The sequence below is a fragment of the Paenibacillus sp. FSL P2-0089 genome (genome assembly GCF_038595095.1).
In the GTDB taxonomy this organism is placed as follows: domain Bacteria; phylum Bacillota; class Bacilli; order Paenibacillales; family Paenibacillaceae; genus Paenibacillus_AQ; species Paenibacillus_AQ silagei.
Map to the genome: position 1 here is coordinate 2589516 of NZ_CP152006.1, position 15042 is coordinate 2604557.

The window sequence follows — 15042 nt, forward strand, 5'->3', positions numbered from 1 at the left end:
CTGTAAGCTGATGGTACAAATACAGAATACCACTGAACCAGCCTTGCCAGGGCTGGCTGGCGGTCCGGTCAAGGAATCCCGCCTGGCACAATTATGGAGAGATATCAAGAAGAGCAAGCATTATTATTTCATGATGAGTCCCTATATGATCATCTTCTTCCTGTTCACGGTGATCCCGGTGGTCGTCTCCTTCGGGCTGAGCTTCTTCTACTTCAATATGCTGGAGACGCCGAGATTCATCGGCTGGGAGAACTATTCCAGGCTGCTGCTGGGCGATGATGTGTTCATGATCGCACTGAAGAACACCTTTCTGTTCGCTGTGATCACAGGCCCGTTAAGCTATATCGCATGCTTCCTGTTCGCCTGGCTGATTAATGAGCTGTCGCCCTTTGTCCGGTCGCTGATGACGCTGGTCTTCTATGCGCCTTCGATCTCGGGCAATGTGTTCTTCATCTGGCTGATTGTCTTCTCGGGGGACAGCTATGGTTATCTTAACGGCTTCCTGATGAAGATCGGGGTGCTGCTGGAGCCGATTATATGGCTGCAGAATGAGAAGTACATTCTCCCCATTATCATTATTGTGCAGCTCTGGCTGAGTCTCGGCACAAGCTTCCTGGCCTTCATCGCCGGACTTCAGACCGTGGACCAGACGCTGTTCGAGGCGGGGGCGATGGACGGGATCAGGAACCGTTGGCAGGAGCTGTGGTTCATTACCTTGCCGTCCATGCGCCCGCAGCTGATGTTCGGCGCGGTCATGCAGATTACCGCCTCCTTCGCGGTGGCTGAGGTCTCTATTGCGCTGGCGGGCTTCCCGAGCGTTAACTATGCGGGACATACGGTGGTCACGCATCTGATGGATTACGGGACACTGCGCTTTGAGATGGGCTATGCCTCTGCGATTGCCACTATTCTCTTTGCAATTATGCTCGGAACCAACATGATGACCCAGAAGCTGCTTCGAAAGGTGGGTGAATGACCCTGTATTCAAGAGTGATAGGGGCCCTTCGCCCTCAAAAAAGACTGAACCGTTCCTTTGCTGTCAGCTTTATGCTTTTCGGCCTGCTGCTGGGCTTCGGCGCGTTCATGGTTCTTCCGCTGATCTACACGGTGAACAATGCCTTCAAGCCGCTGGATGAGCTGTTCATCTTCCCGCCGAGATTCCTGGTGCGGAACCCGACGCTGGAGAACTTCACCGATCTGATGGTGATCATGGGGAATTCCTGGGTGCCGTTCACCAGATACATTGCGAATACACTGCTGATCACCCTGGTAGGAACCGCAGGACATATCCTGCTGGCGTCGGCAGCGGCGTATCCGCTGGCCAAGTTCAAATTCCCGGGCTCCAGCATTCTGTTCAAGATTGTAGTGCTGTCCCTGATGTTCTCGCCGCATGTTACGGCAATACCGAACTATCTGGTCATGTCGCAGCTGGGGTGGATCAATACCCAGGCGGCGATTATCGTCCCGTCACTGGCCTTTTCACTAGGTTTGTTCCTGATGAAGCAGTTCATGGAGCAGATCCCGGATGCACTGATTGAGGCGGCCAAAATCGACGGTGCGAACGAGTACCGCGTGTTCTGGCAAATCGTAATGCCGAATGTGAAGCCGGCCTGGCTGACGCTGATGATCCTGCAATTTCCGGCGCTGTGGGGCACAGATGGAGGAAGCTTCATCTACAGTGAGAACCTGAAGACACTTCACTACGCGCTCAGCCAGGTCATCCAGGGCGGAATTGCGCGTGCCGGGGTCGGAGCGGCCGTCGCTCTGCTGCTGATGACCGTGCCGATTCTGTTGTTCATTATTTCACAGAGCAGTGTCATCCAGACGATGGCCACATCCGGTATGAAAGAGTAGAGAGGAGGAACGGTGACAATGGTCGCAAGGATAAAGAAACTGAGAACCGGTCTGCTGGCCTTGTGCTGCCTGGTCAGTCTGGGGCTTGGCGGAGAGCTGGCCCTGGCAGAGAGCGCAGCCCCTTCCTACAATTATTCATACTGGGGGAATGCGGTGGCGGCTCCGTCCGCCTACGAGGCTACTACGCTCATCACGGGTGCCAGCTCCGGTGCGGGCCCATTCAACAATCCGCAGGATATTCAGGTTACGGCGGATAAGCAGATCTATGTTCTGGATAGCGGCAATAACCGGTTTGTGATTCTGGATCAGGATTACAAATCCGTCAAGACGGTAGACGCGTTCCAGTTCAAGGGGAAGGCGGAGAAGTTCAACAATCCGCAGGGCATCTATGTGACGCAGCAGAAGGAGATTTATGTCGCGGATACGGGCAATAAGCGTATCGTCCATCTCGACAGCGACTTCAAGGCTGTGGGGATCATTGAAGCCCCGAAGTCCGAGCTATTGCAGGCGAACTTTGAATTTCAGCCTGTCCGTGTTGCTGTAGACAAGGCGGACCGCATCTATGTGATGTCGGCCGGCGTCTTCGACGGTTTCATGGAATTCGGGGCGGACGGTGTGTTCAAATCGTTCATTGGCGCGAACCGGGTGCATGTCGATGCGGTAGAGTATTTCTGGAAATCGATCTCCACCAAGGCGCAGCGTGAGCAGATGGTGATGTATACGCCTACCGAGTTCACGAATCTGGACATTAATGATGAAGGCTTTCTGTACGCTACCAACGGTGACGATTACGGGGACCCGATCAAGAAGCTGAACGCGCAGGGGGCAGATATTCTGCGGAGAGAGGGCTATTACAAGCCCAGCGGTGATCTGCTCTACTCCACGCGCTCAGGGGGTGCCCCGCGGCTCGTGGATATTGATGTGAGCGACAGTGAAATATACGCGGTGCTGGATGCCAGCCGGGGCCGGGTGTTCACGTACAACGGGGACGGCTATCTGCTGTACATTTTCGGCGGAATTGGTAACCGTATGGGCGAATTCAACACCCCGGTTGCCATTGAGCACAGCGGTGACGATATTCTGGTACTGGATCAGGCGCTGGGTGAAATCACGGTATTCCAGACCACAGAGTATGGAAGAACGCTGAACAGTGCTGTGCGCAGCTACTATAACGGTGATGAGGAGATGGCTTCCCAGGAGTTCAGCAAGGTCGTCAACTTGAATGCGAATATGGAGTATGCCTATGCGGGTATAGGCAAGGCTTATCTGCGGCAAGGCGAGTACAAGGAGTCGGCGGAGTATTTCGAGCGCAGTATGGACCGGACCAACTATTCCAAAGCGTTCCTGCTCTACCGTAAGGAAGTGCTTCGCGGACATTTCTCCACCATTATGACGGGTCTGATCGCGCTGGCAGCCCTATGGCTGGGCCTGAGAATGTACCGGAAAATGAAGGCCAGAAAGAAGGTGGAGCTCCATTGAACAGAGAAGCGCTGCAACATCCGCTGTATGTGATGGTTCATCCGTTCAACGGATACTGGGACCTCAAATATGAACGCAGTCAAAAAACCAGTCTGATCCTCTCGTTCGGCATTCTGTTTATGCTGATTCTGACGAATGTTCTGGGCAATCAATACAGCGGGTTCCTGGTAAATATGAATAATCCGAGGTATCTCAACAGCCTGCTGGAAGCGGTCTATGTGCTGGTTCCTGTTCTGTTCTGGTGTGTGGCGAACTGGTCGCTGACCACGCTGATGGACGGGGAGGGGAAGTTCGTGGAGATTTTTATTACCACCTGCTTCGCACTGCTTCCGGTTGTCCTGATTAATTTCCCCTGGATCTGGATCAGCAATTTCATCTCGGCCCAGGAGAGCTCTTTTTATTACTTTTTCAAAAACTTTGCCATTCTCTGGTCGGGACTGCTGCTGTATGTGGGCATTATGACCGTTCATCAGTTCTCCCCGTCCAAAACGATCGGGACGATTCTGCTGACGCTGCTCGCTATGGCCTTCATGGCTTTCCTGACCCTGCTGTTCTTCAGTCTGGTTCAGCAAATGATTGCATTCGTCTCAACCATATACCAAGAAATTGTCTTGAGGAGATAGGAGGAGGACCGGGAATGAGGAAGCCGTTAATCATGCTGCTCTCGATTCTCTTCAGTATGAGTGTGCTGGCCGGCTGTTCGGCGTCAAGTTCTGGCAGCCAGGCCAGCGGGCATGAACCGAATCTTGAAGTGTCCTTTACGGAAGGGAGCGCGCTGAAATCTGCCTTCACCGATACTGGGATGAGCGGGATGACAGGTGTGCTCGAGAACGCGCAGCTCCGGCTGTTCATGGATGAAGCTACCGGAGGGATCGCTGTCAAGAATCTGTCGGACGGGACGCTCTGGTACAGCAACCCGCTGGACCGTGAAGCGGATGCCAAGGCCAGCGGGGATAATAAAGACTTGCTGTCCGCGCAGCTCAAGCTGGATTTCTATAACAACCTGGGTCAAGTCAGCTCTGTCAATTCGTATACGGACAGCGTGGCCCATAAGCAAATGAAGATGGAACTGACACCGGAGGGCGTCAAGGTCTTTTACCAGTTCGGAACGGCCGCTGCAACAGCGGAGGATCTGCCGATGAAGATGGGCAAGGAGCGGTTCGAGGAGAAGATCATGAGCAAGATGGATAAGACTGGGCAGCGGACGATGAAAATTGCCTACAATTTCGATGAGGAGAACGGAGTATATACACGAAACGATGAAGCGCTGAAGGGGCTTCAGCTGGAGCGGACCCTGAAGGGCTTCGAGAAGGCGGGGTACACAGAGGAGGATCTGCAGCAGGATATCGCTGAGAACAACCTCAGCCAGACCAAGCCTGCGCCGCGTATTTTCCAGCTCGCCATTGAATATGCCCTGGACGGGGACCAGCTGGTCGTCAAGGTTCCGGTAGCGGATATCCGCTATCCTGCGGATTATCCGGTGAATGACATCTCCCTGCTGAGCTTCCTGGGTGCCGGAGGGAGCAAGGATTCCGGGTCCATCCTGGTGCCGGACGGCTCAGGAGCGCTGATTCATTTCAATAACGGCAAGACCCGTTATCCCGCATACAAGCAGGCAGTGTATGGTGTGGACGGGACGATGGAGACCACGGATGCCTATGCACAGCAGCAGGAGGTCAAGCTGCCGGTGTTCGGCCTGATCCGGGAGGAAGGCGCCATGCTGGGCATTATTGAACAGGGCGCGTCCTTGGCCACCATCAACGCGGATACCAGCGGCAGATTGAACGGCTACAACTATGTGTATCCGAGCTTCACCCTGATTGCCAAGGGGGATCTTACCCTGACGTCAAGCGATCAGAACCGCACCCTGCCGAAATTCCAGCAGGAGCCGCCTAAGACAGATTATATCGTCCGTTATGCGTTCCTGAGCGGATCGGAGGCGTCCTATCCGGGCATGGCGCGTTATTACCAGAGCTATCTGGCGGAGCATGGCGGACTGCCTGAGGCGCAGCCGGCAGCTTCCGCAGAAGCCCCTATGAATACGCCATTCTATCTGGAGCTGGTGGGCGGAATTACGAAGACCAAGCATGTCCTGGGTATTCCGTATCAATCGCTGGAGGCACTGACCACCTTCGAAGAGGCCCAGAGCATTCTGGAACAAATGAAGCAGCGCGGTATTGATAATATCAAGCTGAAATATGCCGGCTGGTTCAACCGGAGCCTCGATCACAAGGTACCGGACCGGCTGTCGGTGGATAAGGCAATCGGCGGCAGCAAGGGGCTGAACCGGCTGGCTGCATACGCCAAGGAGCAAGACATTCAGCTCTTCCCTGACGTAGCTCTGCTCCAGGCGAACCAGACCTCCGGCTTCCGGATTAACCAGAAGGCTTCCCGGATGCTCAGTGAGATTCCGGCAGCCGTCTATCCGTACAATATGGCCTTGAACCGGCGGGACCGTTCCTTCACCCCTGCCTACATTATTTCGCCAAGCAGGGTCGGCGGATATGTCGATGCCACGCTGAAGGAGCTTGCGCCGTTTCAGACCGGCGGCATCTCGCTGCGGGATATGGCCGATCAATTGAACAGTGATTTCCGCAAGAACCAGGAGATCGACCGGTCTGCGTCCGAGCAAATATCGGTCCAGTCGCTGGAGAAGATCACCGGACAGTCCTTGCGCATTCTCGCAGACGGCGGGAATGCCTACGCCCTCCCGTATCTCTCTGATATTACGGATGCTCCGGTGTCCAGCAGCCGGTTCAAGCTGGAGGATGAGGAGATTCCGTTCTATCCGATGGTGGTGCGGGGATATGTGAATTACACCGGTAAGCCTTTTAACCTGTCCACGTTCACGAATCCAAGGCAGTATATCCTGAAGAGTCTGGAGTACGGCTCCGGCCTCTATTATGAATGGATGTATGCGCCTAATTACAAGGTGAAGGATACCGACTTCGATAACCTGTATGCGGTCCATTATGAGCAGTGGATCAACCAGGCGGCTGATATGTATACCGAAGTGAACGGAGTGATGAAGAACGTTCAGCATCAACGGCTGACCGGTCATGAGAAACTGGCAGACGGTGTCTATAAAAGTACTTACGGTAACGGGATGTCTGTCATCGTCAACTACAATAAGACCGCAGTCCTTGCCGGGGGCCGGACGGTTGAAGCCGAAAGCTATATTACGGGTGGTGAGCAATCTTGAAATCCATACTTAGACTGGACCGCAGATCTTACAATGAGCAAAAGGCATTCATGGGCTTCTTCTATGTGCTGCCCTGGCTGCTCGGCTTCATCTTCTTCTTCCTGATTCCGTTGTTGTCTTCGCTGCGCTACAGCTTAAGCTCGGTGCAGGCCAATTCCGACGGACTGATTGTTCATTTCAGCGGCTTCCAGAATTACGTTGAAGCGCTGACGGTGAATACCGAATTCAACCGCTCGCTGGCCGATGCCATGATGAATATGGTCATCAATGTGCCGCTGATCGTTATCTTCAGCCTGTTTCTGGCGGTGCTGCTGAATCAGAAATTCATCGGCCGCTCGCTGGCCCGCTCGATCTTCTTCCTGCCTGTCATTCTGGCCTCCGGGGTCATTCTGAGCCTGGAGAGCAGCAGCCTGATTCAGGCGGTCAACGATCAGAATGCCGGTGCGGGGGCGATTCAGGGACTGGGCACCTTCGAGCTGGAGGGGCTGATGCTGGACGCGGGCTTAAGCGAATGGGTAGTGAACTATCTGACCAGCGCTGTGAGCCGTATCTATAGTATTGTGAGCCAGTCCGGCGTACAGATTCTGATTTTCCTGGCCGGCATCCAGACCATCTCGCCGCAGCTGTATGAGGCGTCCAAGATGGAAGGGGCAACCGGCTATGAGGCCTTTTGGAAAATCACTTTTCCCATGGTCAGCCCGCTCATTCTGGTGAATTCCATCTATACGATTATCGATTCCTTCTCGAATAACGCCATGACTGACCTGATCCGGGAGACCGGCTTCACCCAGTTCAACTTCGGTCTAAGCTCTGCGATGGCCTGGCTGTATTTCGCCGCAGTGGCCTTAATTCTGGCCGTCAGCAGCTATCTGATCTCGAAGAAGGTCTTCTACTATGATTAAAGGGAGGATGGGACTATTGCATGCGACCCGCTTACTGTCGCCCGAACGCTGGAAGAAATGGATATGGTCCTTCGTGCGGCTGACGCTCATTGCAGGCCTGTCGTTCGTGATCCTCTATCCGGTGCTCCAGAAGATATCCACGGCCTTCAAGGCCAAGAGCGATCTGTATTCACCGATTGTCGTCTGGCTTCCCGAGAATTATACGCTCGACAACTTCGTCAAAGCGATTGGAATTATGGATTACTGGCAGGCCTTGCTGAATACCTTCACCCTGTCGGCGCTGACTACAATCTTGACCGCCATCTCCTGCGCGCTTGCAGGGTATGGCTTCGCCCGGCTGAAGTTCAAGGGAAGCCAGCTGTTATTCGCCGGAGTCATATTGACGATTCTGGTCCCGCCGATCACGATTCTGATTCCGGTCTACCTGAATTTGAAGGATTTCAGCCTGATGGGGCTGATTCCGCTCTTAACCGGCGGCAAATCATTGAATCTGCTCAATACCTACTGGCCGTTTATTCTAACCTCTGCTACGGCGAACTCGTTGAAGGCGGGGCTGTACATTTTCATCTTCCGGCAGTTCTTCCGTGGGATTCCCAAAGAGGTGGAGGAAGCGGCTTACATCGACGGGGCCGGGGTAGGCAAGACCTTCATCCGAATTATGCTGCCTAATGCGATACCCTCCATTGTTACGGTGCTGCTCTTCTCGTTTGTGTGGCAATGGAACGACAGCTTCTTCACCACGACCTATCTGACCTCCAGCAAGGTAATGGCGACCCAGCTCGGCTCACTGCCGTATAATCTGGCGATTCTGCTGGAGGACGGGGCCAATTCCAAGGCTGATCCGTTCTACCTCAGCATGGTCCAGGATACAGGGATTCTGCTGGCGATTCTGCCGCTGATTATTATCTACCTGTTCGTGCAGCGGTATTTCGTGGAGAGTATTGAGCGTACCGGGATTGTGGGTTAACCGTAGAAGGAGGATGACTATGCGCCAAAATAACAGAACAAGCACTCCGGCCAGACTGGCCCGGAGTATAGTCTTCGCAGCCGCGCTTCTAGGGTTATCCGGTTGCTCCGCTCCGGGCGGGGATGCGGCTCCGGCTGCCCCCTCGCCGGGGCCGCAGGAGAGCGCAGCGTCATCCCCGGCAGCCTCGCCCGCCGGGACTCCGGCCGCTACAGCTTCGCCTGAAGCTGCGGCGGAAGCTCCGGCGCAGCAGGAGGCCCCGCCGCTGGCGGCAGCCTATGCGGATTACTTCCCCATAGGTGCTGCAGTGGAGCCGGACCAGACCGAAGGGGCCACGGCAGAGCTGCTGAAGCGGCATGTGAACTGGCTCGTGGCCGAGAATGCCATGAAGCCGGATGCGATTGCACCGGCTGAGGGCACCTTCACCTGGGAACGGGCCGACCGGATCGTCGCCTTCGCGAAGGCGAACGGCATGGGGCTGCGCTTCCACACCCTGGTGTGGCACAGCCAGACCCCGGAGTGGTTCTTCCGCGATGAAGCCGGTCAGGCGATGGTGGATGAGACCGATGCAGCAGGGCGCGAAGCGAACAAGAAGCTGCTGCTGAAGCGGCTCGACAGCTACATCACCGCTGTTGTCAGCCGTTACAAGGACGACATCTCCTCCTGGGATGTAGTGAATGAGGTGATTGAGCCGAATGACCCTGACGGTATGCGGGCCAGCGACTGGTACAAGATCACCGGCACCGGCTTCATCGAGACCGCCTTCCGGGCGGCCCGCAAGGCTGGAGGACCGGAGCTTAAACTGTACATTAATGATTACGGCACAGAGAGTCCGGAGAAGCGGGACCGGCTCTACGAGCTGGTGAAGGATATGCTGGCGAAGGGAGTGCCGATTGACGGGGTTGGCCACCAGACCCATATTAATCTGGAGTATCCTTCGGTGGAGAGCATAATCGAGTCCATGGAGAAGTTCCATGCCCTGGGCCTGGATAATCAGATCACCGAGCTGGATATGAGCCTGTATGTCTATAATGATCTCAGTGATGTCGGCCCTGTAGTTCCTGAGGATATCCTGCAGCGGCAGGCCGCGCGGTACGGCGAGCTATTCGCTGCTCTAAGAGATCGGAAGGAGCTGTTAAGCGGGGTCATGTTCTGGGGCATTGCAGATGATCATACCTGGCTGAGCACATTCCCGGCCAGGCGGACCGAGGCGCCGATGCTGTTCGACCGGCAGCATCAGCCCAAACCGGCCTTCCAGGCGGTCACGGATTTCTAAAAATATATAGAATTTATATGTTGCACACGATAACTTATCCTTCTATTTCCCGCTGAAACGGTACCGTCCTTAAAAAGGACGGCAAAGCCGTTTCCACTTGATTGGTAAAGAACGGGTAAGCCAAACAAGAAATGCACCTTACAATTCCTTTATTTTTGCCTGGATAATATAATATTCCGGTAATAAATAATCTTGCAAAGTGAGGTTGCAACTGGTGCCCAAAACAATCAAGAATACAATGGCCTGGACTGTCGCTGCATGCATGGCCGTACAACTGTTGACCGCTTGTGAGAAGAGTGATAGCCTTGCGGAGCGTTCTCCGGTCCCAGAAGGACAGCCGGGGAGCGCTCCGCTCTATGAGGAGCCGGGTCTAAGCAAATATGATCCGCCGATTCAGCTGTCGTTCGTACGTGAGAACAACGATGCGCTGGAAGAAATACTGAAGGAACTGCCGGGGGAGTCGCTGGAGCATAACCGCTGGACCGAGCTGTATGAAGAGGTGCTCGGGATTAAGATTACCTATGATTGGACGGAGTGGAGCTCCATCTACTCCCGTAAGCTGGGGGTATCTCTGGCCTCCGGGGATATCCCCGATATTGTGCGGGTGAATGCTTCGCAGCTCAGGGTGCTGAGCAATGCAGGGCTGATCCAGGACCTGAGCGAAGTCTATGACCAGTATGCAACCCCGTTAACCCGCAAGGTGCTGAACGAGGAAGGGACCGGTCCGTTCGAGACGGTTACCCTTGACGGCAAGCTTATGGCCATCCCGGAGACCAATTCGTCCATTGAGGGCGCGATGTTCCTGTGGATTCGGACGGACTGGCTGGAGCGGCTCGGCTTGCAGCCGCCGCAGACGATGGCAGAGGTGCTGGCTATTTCGAAAGCGTTTACGCAGCAAGATCCTGACGCTAACGGCAAGCATGATACTTACGGTCTTGCGGCAACCAAATACCTGTGGGACCCGGTCATGGGACTTACCGGCTTCATGGCCGGTTATGGTGCGTATCCCGGAATCTGGATGAAGGACAAGACCGGTAAGCTGGTCTATGGAGGTATCCAGCCGGAGGTCAAGCATGCCCTGCAGGTGCTTCAGGACTTGTACCGGACGGGACAGATTGACAGGGAATTCGCCTTCAAGGACGGGGTCAAGGCCAGCGGCTGGATTGAGCATGAGCAGGTCGGCATGATGTATGGGGAGCAGTGGGGCTCCTTCCTCGTGCAGCTCAGCCGTGAGCATAATCCGCAGGCCGAGTGGCAAGCCTTCCCGCTAGTCTCGGAGTCCGGGGCACCGCCGAAGGTGCCGCTTCCGTTCAGCACGAACCAGTTCCTGGCGGTCAAGCAAGGTGTTCAGCATCCTGAAGCGCTCATCAAGCTGATTAATCTGCATCTGGAGAAGAACTGGGGGACTACGAGTGAGGTGGAGCGGTATTATAACGCTCCGCAGGCGGTGTGGAAGCTGTCGCCGGTGACGCCGTTTCCGGTGCAGAAGAACCTGGAGGCCTTCCGGGAGCTGGAGACCTTCCGGCGCACCGGCGATGCCTCCGTGCTTCAGGATGAAGCGAAGACGATCCAGAAGCGGATTGCCGCATACGAGGCCGGAGGTGCGGACAGCGAGACAGGCTGGGGCTGGGAGCGGACGTATGGGCCTTCGGGTGCTTTTTCCATCCTGGACGGGTATGAACGTAAATCTCAGCTGCTCTATGAGAGCTTCGTCGGCGCACCTACAGAGACGATGATCGAGAAGCAGAATATTCTAAATAATCTTCAGATTGATGCCTTTCTTGATATCATTCAGGGCAGACCGATCAGTCAGTTCGATAATTTCGTGGCCCAGTGGAACAAGCTGGGCGGCGAGCAGATTACGGCTGAGGTTAATGACTGGTATGCAGAGAAGGGCGGGAGCGGCAAATGATCGGGCCTGAGCAGAGCAATGGAGGCGGTACACGTGCTTAAGTTTCCTGCGGTGTCGATGCGCCACACTATTTTTATCCGGATGGTTGTCACGTATCTCGCGATTATTCTGCCGATTCTGCTGCTGGGACTCTACCTCTACAACTGGAGCTACAGGAATGCAAGTCAGGATCTGTCCAGAGCGACTCTGTCGCAATTAACCTATTATCTGGAGGACCTGAACCGCGAGGTGGAGTGGATGGAGATCCAGCAGTATGATCTTGCCCAGGATACCGAGCTGAATAAGATTGCCGTTACCTGGAATTATATGGACGATGTTCAAAAGCGGGAGAGCCTGAACTACATCACGCAGCGGCTCACCTCCCTGAAGAACAGCAGCGCCTATATCGGCGATGTGTTCGTTCATATCCGGACCATTAACAAAACGCTGTCCGCGATGAATGGCATCGATGATTTTGACAGCAGCAAGTTCAATTTCTTCCGGTCGGTCGATCTGAGAAAAGAAGGCCGGCTGATCAATTGGAACAACTTCCTGGAGTTAAGCGTTACCCAATCCAGCGGCAGGAGGAATGAGCCACCGCTGTTCATCGTTCAGATTGAGCTGGATAACGAGAAGCTGAAGGATTCGCTCCGGGCGATCAACGCGTATGAGGAGAGCGGCTCGCTGCTGGTTTCGCGGCTGACGGACTTTGCACTCGGTACAGAGAACAGCTCCCCGGAGCTGATTGAGAGCTATCACCAGGCGATCGATGAAGGGAATCTGTATAACTGGGAGCTGGACGGAATCCGGTATCATATCGACAGCTTCACCTCGGACAAGCTGGGGATGGCTGTGGCTACCTACTTGCCGGAGAAGGCGGTCAAGCGGCCGCTGACCAAGTTCGTGGTCTGGGCCTGGCTGTTTGCAGCAGCGTCCTTTCTGGCGGTGCTGATCTATTCCTATGCGACCTATAAGTTCGTCCAGAAGCCGCTGCTTGTGCTGATCCGCAGCTTCAAACGGATGGAGAGCGGCTCGCTTGATATTCAGATTGACCATGGCCGCAAGGATGAATTCGGCTATCTGTATCTCCGGTTCAACCAGATGCTCAGCCGGCTGCGGATGCTGATTGACCAGGATTACACCCAGAAGCTGATGATGCAGCGGGCGGAGCTGAAGCAGCTCCAGTCGCAGATCAACCCGCATTTCCTCTATAACAGCTTCTTCATCCTTAGCGCCCTGGCGAAGCAGGGGGACAGCTCCCGGATCGAGGAGTTCTCCGGTATGCTGGGCGAATATTTCCGGTTCATCACCCGGAACGGGGAGGATAATGTCCGGCTTGCGGAGGAGACGCGCCATTCCCGGATGTATACGGAGATCCAGAAGATGCGCTTCTCCAGGCGCATTCAGGTGCAGTTCGACGAGCTGCCGGAAGCCATGAAGGAGCTGCGGGTTCCGCGTCTGATTATCCAGCCGATTATCGAGAATGCCTATGAGCATTGTCTGGAGAAGCAGGCGGAGGATGGGGAGCTGCGGGTTTCTTTTGAACAGGAGGAACGGGAGATCCGCATTATTGTCGAGGATAACGGAAGCGGGCTGACCGATGAACGGATCGAGACCTTGAGAAGGCGGCTGAATCAGAACGGCGGAACACATGAAGTTACCGGTATGAGCAATATTCACCGGCGCATCCAATTAATCTACGGGGAAGGCAGCGGCCTGTTCCTGGACAGAAGCACATTAAGCGGCCTCCGGGTAGTGATCCGGATCAGGCTGACAGGAGGTGAAGGTCTTGTACAGACTATTGATCGTTGATGATGAAGAGATAATAACAGACGGCTTATACGAGGCGTTCAACCAACTGCTTCCGGACAAGCTTGATGTCTACAAGGTCTATTCGGCAAAAGCGGCCCTGGAGTGGCTCGCGCGCACCCGGATCGATATTGTGCTGACGGATATCCGCATGCCCGGCATGAGCGGGCTGGAGATGTCTGAGCAGATCCGGGAGTTTTGGCCGCGGTCGCGGATTGTTTTTCTGACCGGCTACAGTGAATTCGATTACGCCTATAGTGCGCTGCAGATTCCCGGGGCCCGTTACCTGCTGAAGACGGAGGGCTTCGACAAGATTATTGAGACGGTGCAGGAGGTGCTGCAGGAGATTGAGCAGGGCAATATGCTGAGCGAGCTGCTGGAGCAGTCCAGGGAGCAGCGCGATTCCATGGAGACGGCGGCGCAGGGTGATTATCTCCGCCATCTGCTTCAGGACAGCCAGGTCTTGTGTGCGGATACGGATGCTTTAAGCGCAGATTTCAGCAAGCTGGGTATCAGTTTGGAAGCCCAATTCCCGGTCATGCTCGTGCTTGGACGGCTTACCTACCCGGAGGGCATCTCTTACATGGACCGGCGTGAGCTTCTGACCTCTTCCCGGCTGATCTGGAATTCCCATCTGGCGGAGATGACCCGGCATGCCTGGGTGCTTGACAGGCACGGGGATCTCCTGTGGCTGCTGCAGCCTCTGCATAATGCCGAGGCTGTCTTCGGCGGGAATTTCGCGCGGTATCTGGAGGGGACGCTGGAGATGATCCAGGAATCCTGCCGGCAGACGCTGGGCCTGCCGGTTGCTTTTACGGTCAGCGGCTCGGCCTGTACCTGGACAGAGACCGGACGCCATTACGAGCGGCTTCACCGGCTGCAGCAGATGAAGATCGGGGACGGCATCTCCATGGTGCAGATTGACCGCAGCGGTCCGCCCGAGCCTGACGTAATCCGTGAGACGGGGGTCCGGCTTCACCAGCGGGTGGAGAATCTTGCGGCCCATCTGGATGCCGGACGGCGGGAGCGGTTCGCCGAGACGCTGGAGGAGATCCGGGAAGGCATTCATTCGGGCGTCTCTGTGGAAGAAGCCGCCGAGCTGTATTATACAGTTGCCCTTGTCCTGCTGTCCCATATGAACCGCTCGGAGCTCTACAGCCTTGTCAATGAATATGGCAAGCTGATGCGGCTGGACGAGCATTCTTCCCTGGGGGAGGGCATCTATTATCTGGAGAGGCTGGCCGCAGATCTCTTCGAGCGGAGAAGCACAGCCGAGAAGGAACGTTCCTCGGAGGTTATTGAACGGATCTGCGAATATATCCACAGCCATTTGGGCGAGGACCTGTCTCTGGTGCGGCTGGCCGAGCTGCATTATTTCAATCCGTCGTACCTGTCCCGCTTCTTCAAGCAGGAGCAGGGCATTAACCTGTCAGAGTATATCGATCAGTGCCGGGCGGTCAAGGCGAAGGAGCTGCTGGGGAACGAGGCGCTCAAAATCCGCGATGTGGCGCAGGATGTCGGCTATGAGGCCCACCATTCCTTCACCCGGTTCTTCAAAAAAATGACGGGAATGACCCCCCAGGAATACAGGGAGTCTCTGCATGTAAATTTATAATCTGAGTCTATCAACTATAATTTGTAAGTCTATCAACTATAATCACACAG

Annotated in this window: 11 protein-coding genes; all 11 read left to right on the forward strand. The window is 55.1% G+C overall.

Annotation, left to right across the window (positions count from 1 at the left end):
* Positions 1-10 precede the first annotated feature (10 nt).
* The 11 genes from NST69_RS10435 (at position 11) to NST69_RS10485 (ending at position 14992) form a co-directional block, all read left to right on the forward strand.
* Positions 11-976 (forward strand): sugar ABC transporter permease, encoded by a 966-nt coding sequence (locus NST69_RS10435; RefSeq protein ID WP_076073655.1) that lies wholly within the window; start codon positions 11-13, stop codon positions 974-976.
* Positions 973-1854, forward strand: coding sequence for a carbohydrate ABC transporter permease (locus tag NST69_RS10440; RefSeq protein ID WP_036724919.1), 882 nt, complete (start codon positions 973-975; stop codon positions 1852-1854). The genes NST69_RS10435 and NST69_RS10440 overlap by 4 nt, the downstream gene beginning before the upstream one ends.
* A gap of 18 nt (positions 1855-1872) precedes the next feature.
* Positions 1873-3333: a hypothetical protein gene (locus tag NST69_RS10445; protein ID WP_342549189.1), complete on the forward strand. Its 1461-nt coding sequence runs from the start codon at positions 1873-1875 to the stop codon at positions 3331-3333.
* Positions 3330-3956 carry a YIP1 family protein gene (locus NST69_RS10450; RefSeq protein WP_342549190.1) on the forward strand — a complete coding sequence of 209 codons (627 nt, stop codon included), beginning with the start codon at positions 3330-3332 and terminating at the stop codon, positions 3954-3956. The genes NST69_RS10445 and NST69_RS10450 overlap by 4 nt, the downstream gene beginning before the upstream one ends.
* 14 nt (positions 3957-3970) lie before the next feature.
* Positions 3971-6535 (forward strand): DUF5696 domain-containing protein, encoded by a 2565-nt coding sequence (locus tag NST69_RS10455; RefSeq protein WP_342549192.1) that lies wholly within the window; start codon positions 3971-3973, stop codon positions 6533-6535.
* A complete protein-coding gene (locus tag NST69_RS10460; protein ID WP_342549193.1) occupies positions 6532-7437 on the forward strand; it encodes a sugar ABC transporter permease in 906 nt (301 codons plus the stop codon). Before NST69_RS10455 ends, NST69_RS10460 begins: the two co-directional genes overlap by 4 nt.
* Before the next feature lie 16 nt (positions 7438-7453).
* Positions 7454-8404 carry a carbohydrate ABC transporter permease gene (locus NST69_RS10465; protein WP_342550138.1) on the forward strand — a complete coding sequence of 317 codons (951 nt, stop codon included), beginning with the start codon at positions 7454-7456 and terminating at the stop codon, positions 8402-8404.
* A gap of 19 nt (positions 8405-8423) precedes the next feature.
* Positions 8424-9677 (forward strand): endo-1,4-beta-xylanase, encoded by a 1254-nt coding sequence (locus NST69_RS10470; RefSeq protein ID WP_342549194.1) that lies wholly within the window; start codon positions 8424-8426, stop codon positions 9675-9677.
* A gap of 238 nt (positions 9678-9915) precedes the next feature.
* Positions 9916-11589, forward strand: coding sequence for an extracellular solute-binding protein (locus NST69_RS10475; protein WP_342550140.1), 1674 nt, complete (start codon positions 9916-9918; stop codon positions 11587-11589).
* A 33-nt stretch (positions 11590-11622) separates the two neighbouring features.
* Positions 11623-13380 (forward strand): histidine kinase, encoded by a 1758-nt coding sequence (locus NST69_RS10480; RefSeq protein ID WP_342549195.1) that lies wholly within the window; start codon positions 11623-11625, stop codon positions 13378-13380.
* The gene (locus tag NST69_RS10485) at positions 13349-14992 is read left to right on the forward strand and encodes a response regulator (protein ID WP_342549196.1); all 1644 of its coding nucleotides are present in this window, start codon (positions 13349-13351) and stop codon (positions 14990-14992) included. The genes NST69_RS10480 and NST69_RS10485 overlap by 32 nt, the downstream gene beginning before the upstream one ends.
* Positions 14993-15042 lie beyond the last annotated feature (50 nt).

What these genes read in the sequence shown, in the direction of transcription:
- NST69_RS10475 (WP_342550140.1), top strand. Translation starts at nt 9,916, where the DNA reads ATGGCCTGGACTGTCGCTGCATGCATGGCCGTACAACTGTTGACCGCT.
- NST69_RS10435 (WP_076073655.1), top strand. Translation starts at nt 11, where the DNA reads ATGGTACAAATACAGAATACCACTGAACCAGCCTTGCCAGGGCTGGCT.
- NST69_RS10440 (WP_036724919.1), top strand. Translation starts at nt 973, where the DNA reads ATGACCCTGTATTCAAGAGTGATAGGGGCCCTTCGCCCTCAAAAAAGA.
- NST69_RS10470 (WP_342549194.1), top strand. Translation starts at nt 8,424, where the DNA reads ATGCGCCAAAATAACAGAACAAGCACTCCGGCCAGACTGGCCCGGAGT.
- NST69_RS10455 (WP_342549192.1), top strand. Translation starts at nt 3,971, where the DNA reads ATGAGGAAGCCGTTAATCATGCTGCTCTCGATTCTCTTCAGTATGAGT.
- NST69_RS10445 (WP_342549189.1), top strand. Translation starts at nt 1,873, where the DNA reads ATGGTCGCAAGGATAAAGAAACTGAGAACCGGTCTGCTGGCCTTGTGC.